This window comes from Mesotoga sp. Brook.08.YT.4.2.5.2., assembly GCF_003351125.1.
GTDB lineage: Bacteria > Thermotogota > Thermotogae > Petrotogales > Kosmotogaceae > Mesotoga.
On record NZ_JPGZ01000040.1, the window covers coordinates 173,360 to 196,699 of the forward strand.

Here is a 23,340-nt window from a genome sequence, read left to right on the forward strand (position 1 = left end):
ACGATGGTAGATTCTATCACAAGTTATCAGACCACAGACTCGAGTTTGTGGACAATGAAACTTGCTACATCTTCAGCAAAAGTGCCTGGCCCGAATCCCGCATCGTATCCCAATTCCTTTGCCAGTTCATGAGTTATTCTTGCTCCACCTGCCACCAAAACGATCTTCTTCCTAATGTTTTCCGCTTCAAGAAGCTCCACAAGGGCAGTCATATTCTTCAGATGAACGTTCTTGGCAGTTACAGTTTGAGATACCAGAATAGCATCGGCATTTAGTTCAATTGCCCTTGCTACCAACTCCTCGTTTTGGACCTGGCTACCTAGATTGTGAGCATCTATGTTCCTGTATCGTTCCAACCCATAGTGACCTGCAAAGCCTTTCATATTCATTATTGCGTCAATGCCAACAGTGTGAGCGTCCGTTCCTGTGCTAGCTCCAACCACAACTACCTTTCTCCCTATCCGCTCTTCAATGAACCTGTCGATCTCCTCCATAGACAGTTTCTCCATTGCTATCTTGGGAACTCTAATAGAAGTGTAGTCAACTGAATGGGAGGATTCTCCGTATGCTACAAAAAAAGTGAATCCGGTCGTCATCTCTCTTGAAAATGAGATCTGAGGATTTTTTAGGCCCATCTTTCGCATCAATAATCTGGCAGCCTCATCGGCCTCGGGACCTCCAGGTAGAGGAAGAGTAAAGCTGAGCTGAACTTTGCCGTCGTTCATCGTGTCTCCGTAGGGAGTGATCCTGGTGAGATCTACTGCAGCAGGAAGTTCATTCTTTTTGTATGAGTTTTTATCCATCATAACTCCCTCCAAGCATCTTCTCGATAAATGGATTCCTGTAGCTGTTTCCCTTTTTTTCGACTCCCTCCAGTCCTTTTCCGCCGTGGAGTGATCGCTTTATGTTTGCAAAAGTCCCCTTCTCTAGTGTCTCAAACAAACCTACTGATTGAATTTCCTTCAGTAGATCCACGGCTTCATCTAACACTCTGGAAGCTCTTTCCTGGATTATGCCATCTTCTTTGAATACTATCTCATCACTAAGATTTCGCAGGTTATTGAATATGTACCGTGCGTTTTCAATTGCAAGGTACCTGTCGCTCATGAAGGGAGTGTGAATCGCTTCAGTAAGCATTCCAAGGAGTTGAATGCCTTGATTAGTCATGATGGAAATCACATTGAAAAGAGTATCCTGAGCGTAACCCATGAAGATGTTTCCTGTCATGAACTTTGTAGGAGGCATGTATTTCAGTGGCGCCTTCGGAAATATCTCCCGGCTCATCTGCGCTTGAGCAAGTTCGTACAGGAAGCCGTTTTCTATTGAGGGATCCATTTCAAAAGCGTGCCCAAGACCCATCTGTTCCTCGGGAATACCTGCCATTAATGCCAGCCTTTCGTTTATGAACTGGGAAGCCAGTACCGTGTGGGCTTCTTCATAGGCATCGGCAGTAGTCAGGTAGTTATCTTCACCGGTGTTGATTATTACTCCGGCGAATCCATTAATGACCCTTGAAAAGTATTGGTCGATTATGGTCCTCTTCATGTTTATGTCTCTGAACAAGATACCGTAAAGGGCATCGTTCAGCATGACATCAAGTCTTTCAATAGCTCCCATTGCCGCAATTTCCGGCATGCAAAGTCCGGAGCAATAATTACAGAGCCTGATATATCTTCCTACTTCTTCTCCAACTTCATCAAGCGCAGACCGCATTATTCTGAAATTCTCTTGAGTGGCGTATGTTCCACCGAAACCTTCCGTTGTCGGTCCAAAGGGGACATAATCCAGAAGGCTCTGCCCCGTCGATCTGATTACTGCTACTATGTCGGCGCCTTGCCTTGCTGCCGCCCTTGCTTGAACCACATCCTCATAAATGTTTCCAGTTGCTACTATCACATAGAGATAAGGTTTCTTGCCTTCACCCAGTTCCTGTATAAGAGAGTCGCGCTTAACTCGATTCAAGCGAATCTTCTCAACTGTCTCTTCCACTAAACCGTCGATAGCTCCAAAGACTTCGACTTCAGGTCGGTAACCGAGACTTCTCAGGTCAAGTCTGCCATGTGAGATCTCCTCAGCAATTCTCTGTGGAGAGAGACCGGTTACGAGTATGGCATTGCCTATTGCGTATGCTGCGCCTTCGCTTAATAGGTTCGCGGATTTGAGGTGATCGACAACTACGTTTGACATTGGAACACCGTACTCATCGACTCCATCTATCCCGAGAAGCCTACATATTGCTCTCTCTACACTAACTGTAGTATGTTCGTTGACGAAATTGTGCACTGCATCAGCTATCTTTCGAGAGTAATTCCGCGCTTCTTCTACTTTATTCCAGTCTAAGTTCAGTTTTCCTTTCATTCACAGCCTCCCACGATATTGCCTTTTATCAGCTCTATGAATTTTTTGTCAAGTCCCATAATACGGGCGATTGCAATAGCCTCCTTCGGAAAGATTACTTTGTCCCTCATTTCTATAAGTGAGTGGTCAACGTAGTAAGAAATCTCCCTGTCTCTTTCGGTTTCAATTCTGTGGTGATCAACACCTTTAATCATAAATAACTGGGCGGAGTTGATTTGGAGTGCCTCCTCGTAATGAGATGTGAAAATGGAGCGGCACTTGGGGTTGCGACCGAGATAATCGGCAGAGGCTATCAAGAAAGCGGGACCTTCAACAGGATTAGTGCTCCGACCGATCTCGTCGAACAGGAACAGGCCCGCGATTTCCGCTTGAACTATCTCGATTGCTTCTTTCAGGTGTTGAATTTCTCCCGCAAACGACGACAGACCATCGGTGAAAGACTGTTTGTCCCCGCTGAAATAAACCACCGACTCGTACACGGGAATAAAAGCTTTATTTGCAGGAACAAAGAGACCGTACTGAAACATTGTTTGAAGAAGAGCGACACTCCTGAGAAGAACGGATTTCCCGGTCATGTTACCGCCAACGATGACAACCTTTCGTCCAAAGTTTGCTGAAAATGGCTGGAACTCCTTCCCCTTTTTTCTGAGGCTCTCGGATATCTCTGGATTGAAGAGGTCTTCGAACTCATACTCTCCAGAAGAGATTTCTGGTTTCCTCAAGCCTAGCTTCTTATTCAGATCGGTGAGAGCGATTACTAGGTCTATGTTTCCGGTCTTGTTAATCGCTTCCTCGAGGACGTCACGATACTCTCTTAGTCTATCCGAAAGATCGGCTCTCACCCTCCTCTCAATCTCGAAGTTCTTCTGAACAAGTTCATCAAGACTCTTGGTATGTTCTCCACCTATTCGCTGTAACCTGTGAAGCTCCTCCCTAACCTCACCGAGTGCATCGTCGAAGTTATTGGAGATATAGAAGCTCTCTGTTTGGGAATTATCAGGGTCTAGAATTGAAAATACGGGCGAAAGGCATGGGAGTTGCATCCATGAGCCGCAAGTGCCTAGTTCTTCCCTAAGCTTTTCGCACCAGTAAGTGAAGCTCTTGATTTCAAAGAGCTCTATATCCTCAAGCAAATTTCCACCGGAGAGGTTTGAGATTGTCCCCCTAACATCCCGGATCCTTGATAAAATTCGCTTAAGTGAAGGTACGATCTCTTCCTTCTTGAGAATCTCCTCTTGCCTTCTGTGAATTTCTTCTATTGACTTTCTGGTGGTAAGAAAGGTGAGGTTGCGCAGCGCCTCTCTTCCAATAGGTGTTATTGGCTCAATGAGAGAGATTATGTATTCAAATCCGCAGTCAAGGTATTTCAATTTGCCGTCTCCTCCAGAACATCGATTACGGGAACACTGACAAACTTCTCCAGGGCTTCTACAAGCTCTCTTGACTTGACACTGAAACCTGTTGGCGAATAAGGGTTCACCGTTACCGCGATGAGATTGGCTGGATAAACAACTTCAAGTCTTCCTCCGGATCTTTCGTACTTCACGAGAGTCTGTTCGTCAACGAAAATACATGAAAAATCTCTAATTACTACTCTCGTTCCGGGTTCTGCAAGACGAAGCAAAACGGAAGATGTCAGTGATCCGTTTATGTAGATTGTTTTCCCCACAGTATCTGTGCTTGAGTACGATGCTGTCAAGGATGAGGAGGATAGTCTTTCAAAGACCCCATTATCATCTATCCATACACCGATCTCGAGGGGGAGTAGGCGATTTCGGAGCTCTCTTTCTGCACCGGGAAGAGAGATCAGCTTCACCGCAAAACGTGTCTTTCTTACTAATTCTTCTAAGTTCATCGACAGAGCGGCACCGGTTGCAAGGATTAATCCGTCCGATATTCGTGGAGCTCCGGGGCTAAGTCTCGATGTAGAACCATCTATAAGAACCTTATCACAGCCATAGGATTTCAACGTCTTTACAGTTTCGCACAGATAGTCCAGAATAGATGGCCCCGAAATTATTACTTCGCCAGCAGTCTCTGCTCTTGCGAAGACCGTTCTGCCGAGAGGGGATCTGTAATCCCTCAGGTCTAACACAGTGGCGGAAAACCGTCGGTTGTGGAAGTCCTTCTCGGATGTTGCGAAATAAGTGCCTTTACTGACATTGATCTCGGGCTTTTTATTCAGGAAAATCTGGTCTATCTTCTCACCTTCAAGTCCCGTTGATGTCAGTCCAACAGAGACTCCCTCTTTTCTAAACTCTCTCAACAGCCGATTAAGTACGACCGTCTTACCGGTGTTCTTTTCCAGGCCGATCACGGATACTGTTTCAATTCCATCGGTTAATTCTATGACGCTGATGGGAGGTCTCATTCTCCAGTGAAGAGCAGCAATGCTTCGCCGTCAACTGCCTTCTCTCCATTGCTCTTCTCGACAGTTGTACCAACCAGTAGTCTCTTTTTCTCTTCGTTTTTCTCGAGGATTTCGATAGTGATCTTCACTTCCTCTTCCAAAAAGATTGGCTTCAAGAACTTGACTTCTTGTTTCATGTAGATAGAACCCGGTCCAGGAAAGTCATTTCCAAGGATGGCCGAGATGATTCCTACAGAAAGCATCCCGTGAGCTATCCTCCTTCCAAAACGTGTGTTTTTCGCGAATTCTTCGTCAGTATGAACAGGATTCTTGTCGCCAGTCAACTCGGCAAATGAATCTACCATAGCTGTTGTGATCACTCTCTTTGTAGAGAAACTTTTGCCTTCATAGAAATCTCGAAATCTCATTTCTTCACCTTCTTTTCTTTCCACTTCTTAATTCTTTCTCTTCTCTGAAGGGTCGTGGGTTCGAAACTCATGGAATTTCCATAAAGAAGGTCGGAGACACCCGTAAACTCGTATTTCTCTTTATAGAGACTGTCATCAACGTCGCTGGAAGTATCCTCCGGCTCATGATACGTGGTGATTACTCCTTCATAATTTCTTAGAACGACTACTCTATCTGACTCGGAGATGTTGTACTGGGGCATCACTCTAATCTTACCGCCTCCGCCAGGGGCATCGACCACGAACGTTGGAACGCATAGTCCCGAAGTATTTCCAATCAAAGACTCCATGATTCCTATTCCTTTCCTTATGGAAGTTCTGAAATGGCCGATGCCTTGTGAGAGGTCACACTGATATATGTAATAGGGTCTAACTCGTATTTTGACAAGCTGGTGTACGAGCTCCATCATTATGTAGGGGGAATCATTCACTCCTCGAAGGAGAACGGATTGATTTCCCAACGGTATTCCTGCATCAGCGAGCATTTCGCATGCTCTCGTAGAATCGGGAGTGATCTCCAGTGGATGGTTGAAATGAGTGTTAATCCAAATCGGGTGGTATTTTCTCAGCATTTCTACAAGTTCGGGAGTCACTCGTTGGGGAAGAACGACAGGTGTCCTGGTGCCAATTCTGATTATCTCCACGTGGCGGATCTTTCTCAGCTCGCTAAGAATGTACTCGAGATATTCGTCTCCTACAAGCAATGCATCTCCTCCGGAGAGCAGCACATCTCTTACCTCTGGGGTTTGCCTAATGTATTCAAGTGCATCGTCAATTTCCTTTCTCGTTCTTGGCTTATCGAGTTGACCGGCAAATCTTCGTCGTGTACAATGCCTACAGTACATCGAGCACTGGTCTGTAATTAGAAAGAGGACCCTGTCGGGATATCTGTGAGTGAGTCCCGAAACCGGAGAGTCTTCATCTTCATGAAGTGGGTCAATCATATCCCATCTGTCGATTCTCAGTTCCTTGTCCGTGGGAACTGCCTGCCTTCTTATCGGGCATCTTTGATTGATTGGGTCCATGAGAGTTGCATAGTACGGTGTAATTGACATTCGAAGTGTTCTAAGGCACTCGGCAATTCCGAGGGCCTCTTCTTCGGTGATCTCAATGATCTGCCTCAGACCTTCAACCGACTTCACTCTGTTGGCAACCTGCCAGCGCCAGTCACTCCATTGAGCAGTAGTAACCTCTTTCCACATTGGAATTTCCCTGTAATCTCGCATTGCTCCACCTCAAATGTATAGCTTCTGAAAAAGCCTTCTAATACTGTCTGATTCTCTCAAAATGTCCAACGCAAGCTCATCGTGGCCTTTGGTGTACCCGTTCCCGATGATCATGGTAATATCCTTCCCGACACCTTCTGCTCCTAGGGCCGCTCTGGTAAAGGAGGTGGCCATGCTGAAGAAATAAACTATGCCTTCGTTTTTGGTAACGAGTATCGAGCTCATCTCAGTGTTGGGAACATTCACATTGTTTACTACCACATCACAGAGCTTACCTGCTGTCAGTTCGTGAATCTTATTGTAAACTTCAAGAGGCTTTGTTGCATCTGCAATAACTACCTCATGGGCAAGGTTAAGCTCTCGGATCCTCTTCGCATTTTCTTCAGAATATTCTACTACAATCACTTTTCCTGAGTCACCGCATTTCTTCATCGCTTGGTAGCAACATAACACTCCGGATTTTCCGCCACCCCCAAGTATTGCTACACTCATACCACGCTGCACAAGCTTGTCGACTTGCGCCGGAGCTCCCGCAACGTCCAGAACTGCAAGGGCCATCTTAGCGGGAATATCTGATGGCAGTTTTGCGTATATCCCACTCTCAAACAGTATAGCCTTCCCTTCGACATCCACCTGATCTTTTTCGAGATGCACCTTCAGAATCCTCTCGATTTTCAGCGGCGTCAAGGATAGCGAAACAAGTGAGGCAATTCTGTCGCCAACTTCTAATTTACGGTCTTTAAGGGCTTCTCCTATCCGCGAGACTCGACCAATTAGCATTCCTCCTGAGCCTGTAACTGGATTCTGAAGCTTCCCCCTATTGTTGACTATATCGATTATCATGGCAGCGATTCCCAATTCATCGTCTTTGCAAGCTTCTCTCATCTGGGTGAAACTAGCGGAGTCAACGTTAAGGGTTTCCACATCAACGGAGATTTCATTGTCATAAAGATCCTCTGAGTTGTCAATTTTTCTCGCTGCTTGAGGGAGAAATCCGAGCGGCTCAATAACTCTATGGCTCCCAAATGGGCATCCCTTCATTTATCTTTCCTCCTAATTCCAAGTATTTCTCTTGCTTCGTTAGGAGCTGCTATGTCTCTGCCCAACTCTTTTGCGATTCTCACTACTCTCTCCACCAGCTGAGCGTTAGAAACCGCAAGCTCTCCCCTTCTATAGTAGATATTGTCTTCAAATCCCACTCTAACATGTCCTCCCATCAGGATGGCAACTGTTGCCAAAGGGAGCTCATACCTACCAATTCCTGCTGCGGTCCAGGTACTGTCAGTCGGTATATTGTTAACCATGTGAATCAGGTCTTCGATATTCCCTGGGCAGGCACCCGGAACACCAAGAACAAAGTCAAAGTGTATTGGGCTTCTTAACAGTCCTTTTTTTTGCAAACGTAGAGCATTTTCTATCATGCCTCTTTCAAATACCTCTATCTCAGGCTTTATTCCTTTCTCTTTCATCTCCAGAGCGAAATACTCCATTGTTTTCTCTGAATTGAAGAAGACATCATCTCCAAAGTTGCACGTTCCGGCAGAGAGGGTCGCCATCTCCGGATTGATCTCAAGAGGTTGAGATCTCTCTTCCACTTTATGCCATACTGCTCCACCGGTGGATGGCTGGAATATCAGATCGCACTTGCTTCTGATTCTTTCCATGATTTCTCTATAGATTTCACGATCTTGTGTGGGCTTTCCAGACGAGTCTCTTGCGTGAACGTGGACAATGCTCGCTCCTGAGAGAAAACAATCGTATGCTGCCTCCGAGATTTCTTCAGGAGAAACCGGTAGCGCCGGTTGTTGTTTTTTCGTGACTTCTGCACCGGTAAGAGCTGCAGTGATTATCAACTTATCCATCGTTTTTCCTCTGCTTGTTCTTGGGTACTACGCATGTACCACTAGCTCTGCATACTAGGACAGGTTCAGAAAGGCTCTCAGCCGCGGAATCATTGATATCAGGTCTTGCCTGAGCAACTTTGAAGGCTTGAAATGTCATCTTTCTAGAGGTGTTGCCTCTAGAGACAATTTCCCCTGTTGCTTCAATGTAATCCCCTGCGTAGACGGGAGCGAGAAACTCAACGTTATCATAGGCTTTGAAAAGCCCTTCATCGCCATCGCTTTTAATCAAGAGCTCAGTAGCCACGTCTCCGAACATCTGAAGGATTCTTGCTCCATCAACAAGGTTTCCCCCGTAATGAGCATCATGAAGACTCATTCTCACTCTAACCATCGTCTTTTCCAAAACAACACCTCCTTCATTTATTTTGCCTTCAAACTGTAACTTTATCAAAGCTCGCCGGCGCTAATTAGAAGCGTACAGGGTCGAACAATACTTTCTATGTCTCTCTTTCTATTCTGTTATACACGATTTTTCCGAAAAATTACCTCTCCGCCTTTGCCGGGTAAAGCTCTACCTTTCTGGTATGCTATAGATATCGGATCTATCGGGAAGGAGAGATGTGCATGGTCAAGACTCTAATAATGGCTGGGGGAATAGGGGAAAGGCTTTGGCCTGTTAGCGTAAAAAAAAGACCCAAGCAATTTCACAAGTTTGGGTCAAACAAAACGATGATTGAAGAGACTATCGAAAGAATGGAGGAGCTTACCGACGAGACAATCATAATTACTACAAGAGAGCAATATCCTCTTATGCAGTACTATCTGCCTCTCTTCCCGAGTGAAAATGTGATTTTCGAGCCGATGAGAAGAAACACTGCTCCCGCCATCGCTCTCGGGAGCAGTAGGTTTTCTCCCGAAGACACTATGGTTATTGTTCCCGCAGATCACGTAATAAGAGATAAAGAGAATTTTCTGAAGACGTTAAGGACGGCGATCAGATTTGCTGAGTCTCACGAATCGCTTGTTACTATAGGAATAACTCCCACACATCCCTACACAGGCTATGGATACATAGAGAGGGGGAATGTGGTTGATGAAAACGATGAGGTCTATGCGGTGAAGAAGTTCCACGAAAAGCCTGACTACGAGACTGCTCAGCAGTATTTTCGGTCAGGCAGGTTTCTTTGGAATTCGGGGATGTTTGTTTGGAGGAAGAGCGTTTTTGATTCAGAGCTCTCAGAGAACTTCCCCGATCTATTTTCTGTAATCTGCGAGATCAAAGACAGGCCCGAAGAAATCGAAGAGATCTATGAGAGACTTCCGAAGATTTCGATTGACTACGGTCTAATGGAAAGGTCTTCTAGAGTTGTTACTGTGCAGGGGAATTTCTACTGGAATGACATAGGGTCCTGGGATGCGGTTTATGATTTGCTAATTAAAGACAAGAACGGGAACGCAATTGAAGGAGAATTCTCAACAAGAGAGGTGAAAAACTGTTTGCTGATCAATCACACACAGAAGAAGCTGGCAATATCCGGCATTGATGGCTATATTTTGGTGGCGAGTAGTGAGGGAACTCTATTATGCAAAAGAGGAGAGTCACAGGAAATAAAAGAGATAATAGTGTAAGGAGGAGAAAAGTGGATAGAAAACTTGACGAAATTGTGATTTCCCTGAAGGAGGAACTGGTAAGATCAATATCCGATTCAATTAAAATCAAGTCGGTTCAGGATACTCCGGTGGATGGCGGTCCCTTTGGCAAAGGAGTAAGGGATTCGCTTGATCAAACTATCAAGCTGGCGCAGAAGCTAGGCTTTGAGGCAAGGAACGCCGATGGGTATGTAGGCATAGTAGATTATGGATTGGGCGAGACTTTCGGTGTTCTTGGTCACCTTGATGTAGTTCCAGAAGGAGAAGGTTGGGAAGTTCCACCTTACAGCGGCCTGGTGAAGGACGGAGAGATCTGGGGAAGAGGAACTCAGGATGACAAAGGCCCTATGATTGCAGCACTTTATGCTCTCAAGGCAGTAAAGAACTATGTTAAGAAGCCCTCCAAGAGGATTAGGCTGATTTTCGGAACAAACGAAGAAACTGGCTGGGAGTGTATGAAGTACTATGTCAAGCACGAAGAAATCCCAGATTTTTCTGTGACACCCGATGCCGCTTTTCCTGTGATTTTTGCGGAGAAAGGAATAGTGAATTACGGGATTTCAGCACCTGCCATCAGTAGAGAGAAAGGGCTGGTAATCGAGAACTTGACTGCCGGAGAAGCACCAAACATGGTTGCTTCGTCAGCAAAGGTAGTTCTCAGGGGTGCAGACGACGAGATTCTAGAGAAAATTCGCTCCTTCTCACCGAAAAATAATACTAAACTAGAGATAAATAAGTCGGATAGAAGAGTTGAGATTTCGATAACGGGAGTCTCCGCTCACGGATCCACCCCAAATAAAGGGCAGAGCGCATTGGCAGCTCTGGTAGATCTTCTCGCGGAGCTTCCTCTGGAAGATTCTGAGATGAAGAGGCTTTTGAGTACAATAAGAAACAAGATTGGTTACGAATTCTATGGCGAATCGTTAGGAATTTCCGGAAGGGATTCGATGTCTGGAGAATTGACTCTCAATATGGGAACTCTCAGGCTTCAAGCCGGAGTCCTGAAGCTTGTAATTAATATCAGATACCCCGTTTTCTTCAATGAAGCAATGATAAGATCGCAGATTGAAGAGGTTTTCAATGGATTCCGGGTCGAAAGCTTTCATCACCAGAAGCCGCTTTATGTATCTCCCGAATCGGAATTGGTAAAGATGTGCAGAGAAGTATATAAGGAAGTGACGGGAAATGATGAAGAACCGATAGCTATTGGTGGAGGAACATATGCCCGGGCAGTGCCAAATGCCGTGGCTTTCGGAGCTTTGTTGCCCGGAAACGTTGAACTGGCCCATCAGCCAAATGAAAGGATATCGATTGAAGATGTTCTTCTTGTGGCAAGAATTTACGCTCAGCTATTCCTTAGGTTTTTGCAGACCTGAGTAAGAAGCAGCTTGCGTGACAAGTCAATCAAGGGCCGAAGAAATTGTTACTCGGCCTTTTTTTGATCCCGGATGCTGCTAATCAACAACGTTTTTCAGCCACTTCCATGTCAAAGTCCTTCTGACTCCCAGAATTGCCTTGAAGAGTTCTTCAATCATCATCGCGACGTAGACGAGAGTGAGCGGCCATTTCAGTACCAGTCCGGTGACGGCCACAAGAGGAATTCCCACTCCCCAAAGCGATGCAATCTCGATGATCATAGCTGCTCTGGTGTCTCCTCCGCTTCGGAGAACTCCAACGATGTTCACTGCATTAAACATTTTGATTGGCTGGGAGATGCCCACAATGATAATTATGGTTAGGACAATATTCTTGAGTCCCTGATCTATATTGTAGAAATTCACGATGATCCTCGAAAGCAGAATGATGATGAGGCCGGTTGCCACTGCGGTCATCACAGTAAGCTGAAGCAGCTTCTTTGCGTTATACTTTGCCTGAGTGAAGTTATTTCTTCCCAGTTCTGCTCCTACCATGACAACTGTCGCTGAAGCTAATCCGCCAAAAATGACGAACCCGAAGTTTTCGATGGTGCTGGATATATTCCTGGCAGCTATAAACTCAGTACCCATTCTTGCCATAACAAGCGAGTACATTGTAATGCCCAGGCTCCACAAAAACTCATTTACTATCACTGGAGTAGCATATTTCATAAGCCTTTTGAAAAAAGGAGCTTCGAACTTGAAGGCGAATTTAGAAAGCCTTACAGGGGTTTTCCTTCGCAAGACAATATTGACAAAAATCACGAACTCCACAAATCTTGACAGGAGAGTTGCTAGTGATGCTCCATAAACACCTAGAGGTTGGATCGGTCCAAAACCAAAAATCAGCACGTAGTTCACCACTGTATTGATCGACAGAGCGACAAGACTTACATACATAGGGATTCTGGCTTTTTCCACTGTTCTCAAAGCCATCGCGATAATAAAAGAAAATGATGTCAGGAACGTTGAAAAGGCTACTGGCCTTGCATATGTCGCGCCGGTTCTTATTACTTCAGTATCGGTAGTGAAGATCATTAATACTCTTTCGGGGAAAAAGAACAACAGCACAAAGAATACAACGGCGGCTCCCATGGTAATGTAGAGAATGTGCCCGAGCGTCTTCTCGATGTTCTTTTCGTCTCTTTTTCCCCAGTACTGCGAAACGAATATTCCGGCTCCGCTAGAAACTCCAAAGGTGAGAATATTGAGAATAAAGACCACCTGATTCACCAGACCCACGGAAGCTATTGCGGTTGTGCCTAATTGTCCAATCATAAGGTTGTCAATGAGATTGAGGCCGGTAGATATTAGATTTTGAAGTGTTATAGGTATCGCAATGGAAAGCATTCGCCTAGTGAAATCCTTCATATCGACCTCCAAAAATTGAACCGTTGAATTATACAGCTATTTCTCGAGATAGGCAATAGTACGACCGAAGAAGCAAAAGCACCATAAGTTGCTATAATGATGATAATAAGTATTTCGCATTATAAAGGGGTGTCTCTGTGAAGAAAATCGGAATAATCATTTGTGGTCGGTATCAGAGTTGTGGGGGAGGGAAATGTCTCAGAGCAATGAGAGAACATGTGGGTGGTTTTTCCATTTATCCTGATGAAGAAGAACTGGTTCTTGTCGGTTATTCTTATTGTGGAGGCTGTCCGGGGGGAAATGTAGAATACGTGCCTCAAGAAATGATCAAGAACGGAGCCGAAGTAATTCATCTCGCAACTGGAATGGTGGTGGGTTATCCACCTTGTCCACGACTAAGTCAATTCAAGGAGTTCATTGAGAGTTACTATGAGATTCCAGTCGTGATTGGGACTCATCCCATACCAATGAAATATCTCACCGCCCACGAGAAGCTTTCATTCTGGGAGAAATCAGACATGTATGAAAAAGCGGAACACCTGATGAAAGAGGATAGGGAGATAATGAAGGCGTATGACTGATCCGGAATCTCCCGATCTTGTCGGGCCTGAAACCGGGGGAAGAGATGATTAGTGAGAAAAGAATCTCTCAGTATATTCGAAGCGCACTGAGCACTATCAGTGCCGACAGAGAATCGAAAGAGAAAATTAGAAGAGAAATGAACTACGATATCCAAAACAAGGTCTTCGACAGCGGTAAAGGGGATCCTTTTGAAGTGCTGGGAAACCCCGCTTCGTATGCCAGAGAATTTATAGAAGAGAGGAAATCGACTTACCCTCAGGTTCGCACGAGGTTTTCTCGGACTTGCGGTATCGGAGGCCACGCCGGTTATGAATTTATTTCTAAGGCAACTGTTTTAGGCCTGCCTTTCATCCACATTAATACGCGTCCGTTTGGAGTTGCAAAAGGCATCATTGCAGTCGTGAATGTGGCAATCGGAGTGTTGGCCATTGGTGGAGTTTCAATCGGACTTTTCAGCTTTGGAGGGGTAGCGCTTTCTCTTCAGCTTTCTCTGGGTGGATTGTCTGCCAGTCTTTTCTCTACATTTGGCGGATTGGCAACTGCGTTGTATCTAGCAGGCGGGGGCCTTGCGGTTTCTTATGATTTTGCAGTGGGAGGAGCAGCTATTGCCAGAAACTACGCGATAGGAGGCTTTACATCTGCAAGAGTGGCTATTGGAGGAGAGGCTAGAGGTGTAACTGCAATATAAGAGCAGAGTGGAGTTGGGGATTACCTTCTCAGATTGCCAAGAACGGCCGACCAGATAATTGACTTTGTGATCTCAAAAGGTGAAGAAGTCAGCGCCGTATTTGAATGGGCCGTTAGGCTGATTTATTGACTCTTAGAGACGGCCCCCCCATTAGAAGCTTCACTTTCCTATCTCATTCTGAGTTGGTTCTTCGGATATGATAACCAGTCTGCTTTTGTCAAATCCCGGCAGAAGCCAGACGGACGCGGTTCCCAATTCTCTTCATATCTGTTCCGATTTGACCATAACCTTTTTCATTGGAATGACACATATGAAAAACAATGGCAGACGGTTTGATGTAAACTATTATCTGTTGGATGGGAGGTAGACTATGATAGAGAGATATGCGCTTTCCCCCCTAAAAGAACTTTGGGAACTGGAAGCCCAGTATGAGAGATGGCTCGAAGTGGAACTGGCCGTCGTCAATGCCTATGAGAAGACAGGGCGAATTCCTCAAGGAACACTTGAAAAGATGAAGTCCGCAGCAAGAATTGATTTGGAAGCGATTGCCGAAATTGAAAAGCAAGTAGATCACGATGTCATTGCTTTCATAAAGTTCGTGACACAGGGAATGGGGGATGAAGCCCGTTATTTCCATCTTGGATTAACATCATCCGATGTTGTGGACACTGCCCTTTCGCTTGCCGTTAGAGAGTCCGGGCGCCTTATTGTCGGGTCTCTGGAACAGCTCTCGAGAGCACTGAAAGAAAAAGCAGTTGCCTATAAAGATGTAGTATGTATGGGTAGGACTCACGGCATACATGCTGAACCCACTTCGTTTGGGCTGAAGTTTCTATCGTTCTTTGTTGAAATAGAGAGGGCGATCCTTCGCTTGAACGTAGCTATAGATGGTTGCTCAGTTGGGAAACTGAGTGGAGCCGTTGGAAACTACGCTAATATTTTGCCGGAGATCGAGAGTATTGCTCTGGGCGAGCTCGGTCTGAGGCCGACCGCTGTTTCCTCCCAGATCATCCCGAGGGATATACACGCCGAGTTTCTTTCGGCGCTGGCAATTACGGCCTCTTCAATAGAGAGAATGGCTGTGGAGTTCAGGCATCTCCAGAGAACAGAGGTCCTGGAAGTTCAAGAGCCATTTAAGAAGGGGCAGAGAGGTTCTTCCGCTATGCCTCACAAAAAGAATCCCATTATATGTGAAAGGCTCACCGGTATGGCGCGTTTGATAAGAAGTTACGCAGGTGCTTCACTAGAAGATATCGCCCTTTGGCATGAAAGGGACATCTCCCATTCCAGTGTAGAGAGAGTAATCCTGCCGGATGCGACACTGCTTCTGTATTATATGGCTGAGAAGTCTGTTTATCTTGTGAGCAATCTTGTTATCTATCCCGAAAGAATGAGAGAAAACTTCAAGGCCTCCAGAAACCTTGTTTTCTCCCAGAGGGTCATGTTGGCCTTGATCGAAAAGGGCATGTCGAGAGAGGAAGCTTACCGGTTGGTACAGGAGTTATCAATGGATTGCTGGAACGGCAATCTTGATTTCAAACAGTTGGTTCTGACTAATCAAGTGATCACAGGGCTCATGAATTCAGAAGAGATTGGAAGACTTTTCAATCCTGATTATTTTTTGAGAAACGTTAATTGCGTATTTGAGAGAGTTCTTAATGGAGGTTGACCGAGTGAAGAAACTGGCCGTTGTTGGAGCCCAATGGGGCGATGAAGGAAAAGGAAAGGTTGTCAATTACTTTTCCAGGGATTTTGAGTGGATAGTAAGGTTTTCCGGTGGCGCAAATGCCGGTCATACGATCTATGTTGGGGATAAAAAGTATGTGAATCATCTTTTGCCCTCGATAAATCCTGTGATTGATTCAAAGGGCTTTCTTGGTGCAGGGATGGTAATAGATGTCGGGCAGTTGATTGAGGAACTGAAAATCCTGGAAAGAGATTTCCCGGGCATCTCCAGTAGATTCTATCTTGATCCCGAAGCCTTTATCGTTCTTCCCTGGCACAAAGAGGAAGACCTTTTGCTTGAGAAGATGCGCAAGGTACCGATCGGCACAACGGGAAGAGGTATAGGACCCGCTTATACCGACAAGGCATCGAGAGAGGGGCTGAAGCTCTTCGTCCTCTTTGACGAGGCACTCTTGAGACAAAGACTCGAAGCGATATATCACATGAAGAGAAGCAAGTATAACAGGGATTTCGCTGTCTCTATAGAGGAAATGTTGGTCTATCTGCAAGGTTTTAGAGCTGAGCTTGAAAGGCTCAGCGTCAATTTCACAAGTGCGGTAGATATGTATAGAGTCTTCAGGAGTACTTCCGTCTTGTTTGAAGGAGCTCAGGGTGTTCTTCTGGACCTGGATTTTGGCACATATCCCTTTGTGACATCCGGGGCGTGTATGGCTCATGGAGTATCCTCGGTAGGTTTCTCTACTTTTGAACTAGACGGTGTCTACGGGGTTCTCAAAGCTTACACAACTCGGGTAGGAGCCGGCCCCTTTCCGACAGAAGAGGCCTCCGGGGTAGGTGAGCTACTGCGGGAAAGAGGAAAGGAATTCGGCGCAACAACAGGTAGAGCACGAAGGATAGGCTGGCTGGATCTTCCCGCTCTTAGATATGCAAAAATCAGGTCTGGTCTAACGGGCCTCGTTATTACGAAAGGAGACGTACTGAACGGACTGGATGAAGTGAAAGTCTGTGTGGCGTATGATGTCGATGGAGTCGTAAAGGAATTGCCTTCCACTTCGTATGATTTCTTCAGAGCAAAACCAATTTACGAAACTGTTAGTGGATGGCCCGTTACTGATCACATAAACTTCCTGAAGTACATGACTTTTATCGAAAGAGAAACGGGTGTCGAGATTGACTACATCTCATATGGGCCGAAAACTGAAGAGATGAAAACCAGGAACGATCTTATAATGAACATATAGCCCGGTTTTGGGGAAGGAGGGAAGGCAGAGAATGGAAATACTACTCACGAACACGATGTCACGAAGAAAGGAAGTCTTCAAGCCGTTAAGGGAAGGCGAGGTGGGCATATATACTTGTGGACTCACTGTTTATAACTTCGCTCACATTGGTAACCTGAGGGCGTACGTCTTTGCCGACACCCTCAAAAGGATGTTTCTTTTCAACGGGTACAAGGTCAATCATGTCATGAATATTACTGATGTGGGCCACTTGACCGGAGACGAGGATGAAGGCGAGGACAAGATGGAAGCCGGTGCAAGACGCGAGGGGAAAACCGTCTGGGAGATAGTGGACTTCTATACCGAGGCTTTCTTCGACGATCTGAAGAGATTGCGCATCATCTTCCCAACTGTCACATGTAGGGCAACCAGGCACATAGACGACATGATTGACATGATACGCAAGATAGAATCTAACGGATACACATATGTCGCTGGTGGAAACGTATATTTCGACACTTCGAAACTGCCGGACTATGGAAAGCTGGCAAGGCTTAAGCTTGACGAGGACAATACGCGTTCTAGAGTGGAAAGCGATCCCTATAAAAGAAACCCCTTTGATTTCGTCCTGTGGTTTACTCGATACAAGTACGATAGCCATGCAATGCAGTGGGACTCTCCGTGGGGCAGAGGTTTTCCGGGATGGCATATCGAGTGTTCTGCGATGTCTTCGAAGTACCTCGGTGAAAGATTCGACATCCATACGGGCGGCATAGACCATATTCCAATTCATCACACAAACGAGATTGCCCAGAGCGAGGCCGCTTTCGGTCATGAATGGGTTAATTACTGGCTCCATTCTGAATTCCTCGTCATCGGCGAGGGGGAGAAGATGTCCAAATCCTTGGGCAACTTCATTACTTTGCAGACGCTGATCGACAAGGGTTACGATCCTGCAGAGTATCGATACTACCTTCTGGGAGCTCACTATAAGAAGCAGCTGGCTTTCACACTCGAGGCTCTCGATGGAGCGAAAAGCGCCATGAAGAGGCTTACAACTAAGATAGGAGAATTGAAGGGATCAGAAGCACCTGTTAGTAAACTCAATTCAGTGCTTCTGAATGAATTTCATGAAGCAATAAACGACGATCTGAATACACCCAGGGCACTCGCTGTTTTGTGGAAGGTAGTAGACAGCGAGGATCTCCGTCCTGGCGAAAAGCTCTCATTGATCAACGAATTCGACAGAGTTCTTGGACTAGGTCTTTCCGAAATCGAAACTGAGGTAATTCCCGAAGAAGTAGAAGAGCTTGCAAACCAGAGAGATCAGGCTCGAAGGGGCAAGGACTGGAAGAAAGCAGATGAACTGAGGAAACTGATTTCTGAAAAGGGATATGAAGTTCTAGACGAAAGAGACGGATACAAAATAAGAAAGAAGTGAATCGCAGCGAATACCGGTAGATGAAGAGTTTTCCGTGAATTCAACGCTTCTCGATGTCACGTTTGCAGTAGGATCTTGGCCTAAGATCTGTCTTCAAGCAGAGTTTTTTGACTTGTGAAGAAGATTTTTATTACAGGTTCGGTTTTCTTCATGGTTTTCGCTTCAAACAACGATCTGTCCATCCGTACCATATCGTACGATATCAATACTTCAGTTTATGAACTCAGAACCAATAGGTAAATGACAAAGGACTTCTGTTCATTGCCTTTCTGAAGACTTGGTCCGCCATTATTGCGGGTATTTAACTGATAATTTATATCGGCTTAACTGAGAAGAATCTCCATGCTGTTAGAATATTTGTGAAAGATATAACAAATTAGGAGGTATTTGTATGCCAGATGCGAATTTCAGAGTGAGAGCAGTTTCGGAAAGTCCGACGCGAGTTGCCGTAAAGGCAAGGAATTTTACTATGATAGTTGATGAGCCACCAAATCTCGGTGGTGACGATAAGGGTGCCAATCCTGTCGAGTATGTTTTGGCCGCATTGGCCGGCTGTTTGAATGTAGTCGGACATCTTGTAGCAAATGAGATGGGCTTTCAAATAGACAAGCTGGAGATCGATGTTTATGGCCCGCTGAACCCGGCCAGATTGTTTGGCAAATCGTATGAAGACAGAGCGGGTTACAAGGAGATAACCGCAGAGATGAAGTTTGATACCGACGCAGATGAAGAGACGCTAAAGAAATGGGTCGAGGCTGTGGAGGACCGTTGCCCAGTCACTGACAACCTGGGAAATTCTACACCGGTAAGGGTGGTTGCAAAAGAGCTTACATAGGTCTGATAAATCTGAAAGGGCTCCTTCAGAGGAGCCCTTTCAGATTCTAATAACCGGACGATTCGTTGACCGGAAAGAACTGGACCGGAGTCTCGAGCTCATTATGCCCGCTGCTGAAAAAAGATAGAGTCACGGCGTTCTCAATTTCCGGGTGCCAGGTTGTAGTTGCACTGGAGCCAGAGAAGCCGTAATAGCCCAGGAGGTCGCCTTTGTCGATCTCTTTGTTTCCATTGAAATCTCTCCAGACCCTTATTTTGATGTAATTTTCCGTGAGTCCGCTTACGTAAAATGAACCGTCTGCCTCAACTTCGGCTTCCTTCAGAACCTCACCCGAAGTGGAGAGGATTTGGACCAAGAGAGGTCTCCGCTCTTCGTCGAAATTTAGAGCATCGCATGCCTGAATAAGGCCGTATCCATAGTACTGATCCCATCCCGGATCTCCCAGATCAAGGGCCGTTTCCCGAAGGATCTTCCTGATGATCTCTTCGCCAGAAGAATCTCTGCCTGCGTAACCTTGTGCCATCAAGAGAGCCGCAAGCCCCGTTACATGTGGCGCCGCCATCGAAGTGCCAGACATAGCGGAATAAGTGTTTCCCTCGCCAAACGAGTATCCCGTGCTCAATATCTGTGAGGATGACGAACCTCCCGGAGCGACAAAGTCAAGATGTTCTCCGTAGTTCGAATAGCTTGCCCTTTGCATCGTATTGTCGACTGCGCCTACTGATAGTACTTCTTCGTAGGAAGCCGGATAATATGGCCTTGAGGAATAGTAATTGCCTGAGGCAGCTATCATCAAGACTTCATTTTCCGATGCGTATTGGATGGCTGCTGCAACAACCGGAGAGTCCGGTCCTGCAAGGCTCATGTTTATAATCTTTGCTCCGTGATCAACCGCGAAGATGATGCTTCTAGCGAGTATGTCATCAGTGGTTTTTCCTTCTTCGAAAATTTTGATTGGCATAATTGTGCGGTGCTCTCCCCATGTAATCCCCGAAACCCCGAGAGAATTGTTTGTTCTTGCAGCAATCGTACCTGTAACATGGGTTCCATGGGATTTAACGGGATCGTAATCTGTAGGGTCATCATCACCGTTTATTAGATCGTATCCCGGAAGAAAGACACCTTCTAAATCCGGATGATCCAGCCTAGCGCCCGAGTCAATAACAGCTACAACAACCGTTGACGATCCCCTTGCAATTGTCCAGGCTTGAGGCATCTGAATCATCGGGTAGTTCCACTGATAGGGATACAACGGATCGTTGGGGACACTCTCCTCGGATTGAAGAGTGAAAATCTTTTCCGGCTCGATTGATTTAACTCCTTCAATGCCATACAACGAAGATGGATCGTTTGTTTTCACAACTGCATAGCCAAGAGACCCATCTCTTGAATAGAACTCATCAAGAATCTCTAGTCCAGAAACGCCTGAGATTATTCCTGAATTAAACCCTCTATCAAATAGGACAACAAATTGATTACTCAGGAAACCCTGCTCAATGTCTTTAGCGGAAAACGTGGGAGAATATGCCGCAGTTCTTTGAAAATTATCGATAACTGGAGTTTCTGGAAAGTAAGGAATGACCTGACCTGAAAGAGAGTAATAAACCTCGGGTTTGATGCATCCCGTTAGCGAAAAACAAAGAACAATAAAAAGCGTAATCAAGAGCGCGAAAAATTTCCTAAGCAGCATCTGAACCTCCGGATCTAGATAGAAAGATTGTACCATCATCTCTGAAGCATTGTATTCATTTGACAAATCGATTTAGATAACAACCACGAATGGAAACACGCAAACAAAAAAAAGCGGCCGCTAGGCCGCTTTTTGCTAATTATTATCTCAAGTTTTCTTTCCAAGTTCAGATGTACAGTTAGGACACCTCACTGCATCGATAGGAATCGATGTGTGACAGAAAGGACAGGTCTTGGTTGTTGGTGCAGCCGGAGCCTCTTCTTTCTTCAGTCTGTCCCGCATTTTGTTGATTGCTCTTATAATCAAGAAGATAACAAAAGCGAGAATAATGAAATTAATAATCGCGTTGATGAAAAGACCGATGTTTATAGTTGCTGCACCGGCCGCTTTTGCCTCTGCGAGTGTTGCATAAGATTCCCCTGATATGTTTATGAATAGGTTGCTTAAATCAATGCCGCCTGTGAATAGACCGAGAATTGGCATCAGTATGTCGTCTACAAGAGATCTCACAATTACTTGAAACGCACCACCGATTATGATACCAACAGCAAGATCAATGACGCTGCCGCGACTGATAAACTTCTTGAACTCTTTCCACACACCACTCACCCCCTCTACTGTGAAGTTATGGAAACATTATAATCTGGTTTAATTCCAAAAGCAAAGTCCAAAACACTCTTAATAAGCGGTTCGTTTTGATCTACTCACCAACACCATTATTAAAATTAGACTCTGCATTGCTTTCGATTGAGCTTCAGAGATCTCCAAAACATCATCTCAATAAGCGACAGCCTGCCCGTCTCTTCTGGGATCGGCTCCTCCAAATAGTATTCCAATATCTCTGTTGAACAAGACGGCATGAACCCCACCGAAGTAGGGATCATAGTCGTTTCTTACAGTTATGTCATGCCCCATTTCGATTAGCCTATTGTAAGCGTTAATTGATATCCTTCCTTCTATGGACATCGGGCCAGTCTGTGTCCTAAATACTCTGGGTGCGAGAATTGCTTGCTGTACAGTCATTCCGTGGTCAATGATGTTGCTTATCGTTTGAGCCACAGTAGTGATAATCCGTGTACCTCCTGGCGCGCCGATAGCCATATATGGTTCACCTTCAGGATCAATAACCAGAGTAGGACTCATGCTACTGAGAGGTCGTTTGCCAGGTTCGACTGAGTTTGCTGAGCCGGGGGTTTTTACGAAGTCGTCCATGTGATTATTGAGAATAATTCCTGTTGTCGGTACAACAACGCCGGAACCAAAGAAGTAATTTATGGATTTTGTAATAGCAACCATGTTTCCTTCTCTGTCCATAACAGAAAGATGAGTAGTGCTTCCGCTTTCGAACTTCCAGGGGTCACCGGGCTCGACGGATTCAAGTGGAATGCGCTTATCGATTTTCTCAGCAAGGATCCTAGCATAATCTTTCGAAGTTAGTCCCTCGAGAGGAACATTTACAAAGTCAGTATCTGCCATGTATTTTGATCTATCTGCAAAAATCAGTTTCATTGCCTCCGACCAGATGTGGATCGTCTCGGCTGTGTTGTCTCCCATCGATCCGACATCGAAATTTTCCATAATATTTAGGAGTTCAATCACATGAGTTCCTCCAGAGCTGGCAGGTGGAACTGACAGAATAGTGTAACCTCGATACGTGCCAACAACTGGTTTGCGAACCTTCACTTCATAATTTGCAAGATCATCCATTGTCATTACTCCGCCGCGTTTCTGAACTTCGGCCACAATCTTCTCGGCAATTTCCCCAGAATATATCGCATCTTTCCCGTTCTCTACGATAGATCTTAGCGTATCGGCCAAGTCCTTTAGTACAATAGTCTCACCCACTTCATAAGGAATACCTCCATACTTCAAATAGAGGTCTACGCCATTTTCCATCATCATTATCTTCTCGTAGTTATCGCTAATAATTGAAAAAAGGTTAACTGTTACGGGGATTCCCTTCTCGGCCCAGTCTATGGCCGGCTGAATTACTTCTTCTCGAGAGAGCGTTCCGTAGTTTTCAAGAGCGTACAACAGGCCAGCGACTTCACCTGGAACCCCGACGGCCTTTCCTCCGATGACGCTCTCATAGTTTACTGGGCGATTATTCTCGTCAAGATTGAAAAAAGTGGGGCTTGTAGCGTTCGGTGCAGTTTCTCTGAAATCAATAACTACTGCTTCGTCCATATCGGCCAGCTTAATTATCATGAATCCTCCGCCGCCAATTCCAGAAGCATTAGGTTCCAGAACTCCTATCGCAAATGCCGTAGCTATCGCAGCGTCTACCGCATTCCCTCCCATCTCGAGAATTCTAACGCCTACTTCTGAGGCTTCGGGTTTTGCGGCCGCAACAACTCCATTTCTTCCCTCTGCATCCCTTCCATAAAGGTTAAGAGGGTTCGATGCCAGGACGGTCCCAGCGATTAGTATTGATACAAGAAGAAACATGGTTTTTCTCATTTTTCTCTCCTCCTTAAACATGAGATTACCTTAACGTATAAGTCTAGCATTTCTGGC

The 23,340-nt window shown here is 45.5% G+C and carries 21 protein-coding genes; 8 read left to right on the top strand and 13 right to left on the bottom strand.

Annotated features, from left to right (window positions below):
• Positions 1-26 precede the first annotated feature (26 nt).
• The 9 genes from Q502_RS11070 to Q502_RS11110 are packed head-to-tail and all read right to left on the bottom strand — an operon-like array spanning position 27 to position 8,636.
• The gene (locus Q502_RS11070; RefSeq protein WP_099829921.1) at positions 27-803 is read right to left on the bottom strand and encodes an OAM dimerization domain-containing protein; all 777 of its coding nucleotides are present in this window, start codon (positions 801-803) and stop codon (positions 27-29) included.
• Positions 796-2,358, bottom strand: coding sequence for a lysine 5,6-aminomutase subunit alpha (locus Q502_RS11075; RefSeq protein ID WP_099829923.1), 1,563 nt, complete (start codon positions 2,356-2,358; stop codon positions 796-798). Before Q502_RS11075 ends, Q502_RS11070 begins: the two co-directional genes overlap by 8 nt.
• Positions 2,355-3,728, bottom strand: a complete 1,374-nt coding sequence (locus tag Q502_RS11080; RefSeq protein WP_099829925.1) for a MutS-related protein — start codon at positions 3,726-3,728, stop codon at positions 2,355-2,357. The genes Q502_RS11075 and Q502_RS11080 overlap by 4 nt, the downstream gene beginning before the upstream one ends.
• Positions 3,725-4,729: a hypothetical protein gene (locus tag Q502_RS11085; protein WP_099829927.1), complete on the bottom strand. Its 1,005-nt coding sequence runs from the start codon at positions 4,727-4,729 to the stop codon at positions 3,725-3,727. Before Q502_RS11085 ends, Q502_RS11080 begins: the two co-directional genes overlap by 4 nt.
• Positions 4,726-5,136: a MaoC family dehydratase gene (locus Q502_RS11090; protein ID WP_099829928.1), complete on the bottom strand. Its 411-nt coding sequence runs from the start codon at positions 5,134-5,136 to the stop codon at positions 4,726-4,728. The genes Q502_RS11085 and Q502_RS11090 overlap by 4 nt, the downstream gene beginning before the upstream one ends.
• Positions 5,133-6,401, bottom strand: coding sequence for a lysine 2,3-aminomutase (ablA, locus tag Q502_RS11095; RefSeq protein WP_099829930.1), 1,269 nt, complete (start codon positions 6,399-6,401; stop codon positions 5,133-5,135). Before ablA ends, Q502_RS11090 begins: the two co-directional genes overlap by 4 nt.
• A 9-nt stretch (positions 6,402-6,410) precedes the next feature.
• On the bottom strand, positions 6,411-7,442 hold the full coding sequence (locus Q502_RS11100; protein ID WP_099829932.1) for a zinc-binding dehydrogenase: 1,032 nt from the start codon (positions 7,440-7,442) through the stop codon (positions 6,411-6,413).
• Positions 7,439-8,263 (bottom strand): 3-keto-5-aminohexanoate cleavage protein, encoded by an 825-nt coding sequence (locus tag Q502_RS11105; RefSeq protein ID WP_099829933.1) that lies wholly within the window; start codon positions 8,261-8,263, stop codon positions 7,439-7,441. Before Q502_RS11105 ends, Q502_RS11100 begins: the two co-directional genes overlap by 4 nt.
• On the bottom strand, positions 8,256-8,636 hold the full coding sequence (locus Q502_RS11110) for a hotdog fold domain-containing protein (protein ID WP_099829992.1): 381 nt from the start codon (positions 8,634-8,636) through the stop codon (positions 8,256-8,258). Before Q502_RS11110 ends, Q502_RS11105 begins: the two co-directional genes overlap by 8 nt.
• Before the next feature lie 233 nt (positions 8,637-8,869).
• On the opposite strand from Q502_RS11110, the gene Q502_RS11115 reads away from it, so the two are divergent.
• Positions 8,870-9,874, top strand: a complete 1,005-nt coding sequence (locus tag Q502_RS11115) for a mannose-1-phosphate guanylyltransferase (protein ID WP_243392323.1) — start codon at positions 8,870-8,872, stop codon at positions 9,872-9,874.
• Positions 9,875-9,885: 11 nt separating this feature from the next.
• Complete coding sequence (gene pepV, locus Q502_RS11120) at positions 9,886-11,271, top strand: dipeptidase PepV (RefSeq protein WP_099829936.1); 1,386 nt, start codon at positions 9,886-9,888, stop codon at positions 11,269-11,271.
• A 78-nt stretch (positions 11,272-11,349) separates the two neighbouring features.
• Here pepV and Q502_RS11125 read toward each other — a convergent pair whose 3' ends face one another.
• Entirely contained in the window at positions 11,350-12,681 is a 1,332-nt protein-coding gene (locus tag Q502_RS11125; protein WP_099829938.1) for an MATE family efflux transporter, read from the bottom strand.
• Positions 12,682-12,818: 137 nt separating this feature from the next.
• Between Q502_RS11125 and Q502_RS11130 the strand changes: the two genes are divergently transcribed.
• The 6 genes from Q502_RS11130 (at position 12,819) to Q502_RS11155 (ending at position 19,133) form a co-directional block, all read left to right on the top strand.
• Positions 12,819-13,262 carry a CGGC domain-containing protein gene (locus tag Q502_RS11130; RefSeq protein ID WP_099829940.1) on the top strand — a complete coding sequence of 148 codons (444 nt, stop codon included), beginning with the start codon at positions 12,819-12,821 and terminating at the stop codon, positions 13,260-13,262.
• Positions 13,263-13,306: 44 nt separating this feature from the next.
• Positions 13,307-13,951, top strand: a complete 645-nt coding sequence (locus tag Q502_RS11135) for a hypothetical protein (protein WP_099829942.1) — start codon at positions 13,307-13,309, stop codon at positions 13,949-13,951.
• A gap of 370 nt (positions 13,952-14,321) precedes the next feature.
• Positions 14,322-15,620, top strand: a complete 1,299-nt coding sequence (gene purB / locus Q502_RS11140; RefSeq protein ID WP_099829943.1) for an adenylosuccinate lyase — start codon at positions 14,322-14,324, stop codon at positions 15,618-15,620.
• A 4-nt stretch (positions 15,621-15,624) separates the two neighbouring features.
• Positions 15,625-16,878 (top strand): adenylosuccinate synthase, encoded by a 1,254-nt coding sequence (locus Q502_RS11145; protein ID WP_099829945.1) that lies wholly within the window; start codon positions 15,625-15,627, stop codon positions 16,876-16,878.
• A 31-nt stretch (positions 16,879-16,909) separates the two neighbouring features.
• Positions 16,910-18,298, top strand: a complete 1,389-nt coding sequence (cysS, locus tag Q502_RS11150) for a cysteine--tRNA ligase (protein ID WP_099829946.1) — start codon at positions 16,910-16,912, stop codon at positions 18,296-18,298.
• Positions 18,299-18,689: 391 nt separating this feature from the next.
• The gene (locus Q502_RS11155) at positions 18,690-19,133 is read left to right on the top strand and encodes an OsmC family protein (protein ID WP_099829948.1); all 444 of its coding nucleotides are present in this window, start codon (positions 18,690-18,692) and stop codon (positions 19,131-19,133) included.
• A gap of 46 nt (positions 19,134-19,179) precedes the next feature.
• Here the strand turns inward: Q502_RS11155 and Q502_RS11160 are convergent, their stop codons facing one another.
• The 3 genes from Q502_RS11160 to ggt all read right to left on the bottom strand — a co-directional run bounded on the left by Q502_RS11160 (position 19,180) and on the right by ggt (position 23,283).
• Positions 19,180-20,823 carry a S8 family peptidase gene (locus Q502_RS11160; protein WP_099829949.1) on the bottom strand — a complete coding sequence of 548 codons (1,644 nt, stop codon included), beginning with the start codon at positions 20,821-20,823 and terminating at the stop codon, positions 19,180-19,182.
• Positions 20,824-20,970: 147 nt separating this feature from the next.
• Positions 20,971-21,423 (bottom strand): large conductance mechanosensitive channel protein MscL, encoded by a 453-nt coding sequence (mscL, locus tag Q502_RS11165; protein WP_099829951.1) that lies wholly within the window; start codon positions 21,421-21,423, stop codon positions 20,971-20,973.
• Positions 21,424-21,600: 177 nt separating this feature from the next.
• Positions 21,601-23,283 carry a gamma-glutamyltransferase gene (gene ggt, locus Q502_RS11170; protein WP_099829952.1) on the bottom strand — a complete coding sequence of 561 codons (1,683 nt, stop codon included), beginning with the start codon at positions 23,281-23,283 and terminating at the stop codon, positions 21,601-21,603.
• Between the last annotated feature and the right edge of the window lie 57 nt (positions 23,284-23,340).

Bases quoted from the DNA above. Each gene is read 5' to 3' on its own strand.
- Q502_RS11135 (WP_099829942.1), top strand. From the start codon at position 13,307: ATGATTAGTGAGAAAAGAATCTCTCAGTATATTCGAAGCGCACTGAGC.
- Q502_RS11070 (WP_099829921.1), bottom strand. From the start codon at position 803: ATGGATAAAAACTCATACAAAAAGAATGAACTTCCTGCTGCAGTAGAT.
- Q502_RS11125 (WP_099829938.1), bottom strand. From the start codon at position 12,681: ATGAAGGATTTCACTAGGCGAATGCTTTCCATTGCGATACCTATAACA.
- ggt (WP_099829952.1), bottom strand. From the start codon at position 23,283: ATGAGAAAAACCATGTTTCTTCTTGTATCAATACTAATCGCTGGGACC.
- Q502_RS11100 (WP_099829932.1), bottom strand. From the start codon at position 7,442: ATGAAGGGATGCCCATTTGGGAGCCATAGAGTTATTGAGCCGCTCGGA.
- Q502_RS11155 (WP_099829948.1), top strand. From the start codon at position 18,690: ATGCCAGATGCGAATTTCAGAGTGAGAGCAGTTTCGGAAAGTCCGACG.
- Q502_RS11085 (WP_099829927.1), bottom strand. From the start codon at position 4,729: ATGAGACCTCCCATCAGCGTCATAGAATTAACCGATGGAATTGAAACA.
- Q502_RS11105 (WP_099829933.1), bottom strand. From the start codon at position 8,263: ATGGATAAGTTGATAATCACTGCAGCTCTTACCGGTGCAGAAGTCACG.
- Q502_RS11075 (WP_099829923.1), bottom strand. From the start codon at position 2,358: ATGAAAGGAAAACTGAACTTAGACTGGAATAAAGTAGAAGAAGCGCGG.
- ablA (WP_099829930.1), bottom strand. From the start codon at position 6,401: ATGCGAGATTACAGGGAAATTCCAATGTGGAAAGAGGTTACTACTGCT.
- Q502_RS11160 (WP_099829949.1), bottom strand. From the start codon at position 20,823: ATGCTGCTTAGGAAATTTTTCGCGCTCTTGATTACGCTTTTTATTGTT.
- cysS (WP_099829946.1), top strand. From the start codon at position 16,910: ATGGAAATACTACTCACGAACACGATGTCACGAAGAAAGGAAGTCTTC.
- Q502_RS11115 (WP_243392323.1), top strand. From the start codon at position 8,870: ATGGTCAAGACTCTAATAATGGCTGGGGGAATAGGGGAAAGGCTTTGG.
- Q502_RS11090 (WP_099829928.1), bottom strand. From the start codon at position 5,136: ATGAGATTTCGAGATTTCTATGAAGGCAAAAGTTTCTCTACAAAGAGA.
- Q502_RS11110 (WP_099829992.1), bottom strand. From the start codon at position 8,636: ATGGTTAGAGTGAGAATGAGTCTTCATGATGCTCATTACGGGGGAAAC.
- purB (WP_099829943.1), top strand. From the start codon at position 14,322: ATGATAGAGAGATATGCGCTTTCCCCCCTAAAAGAACTTTGGGAACTG.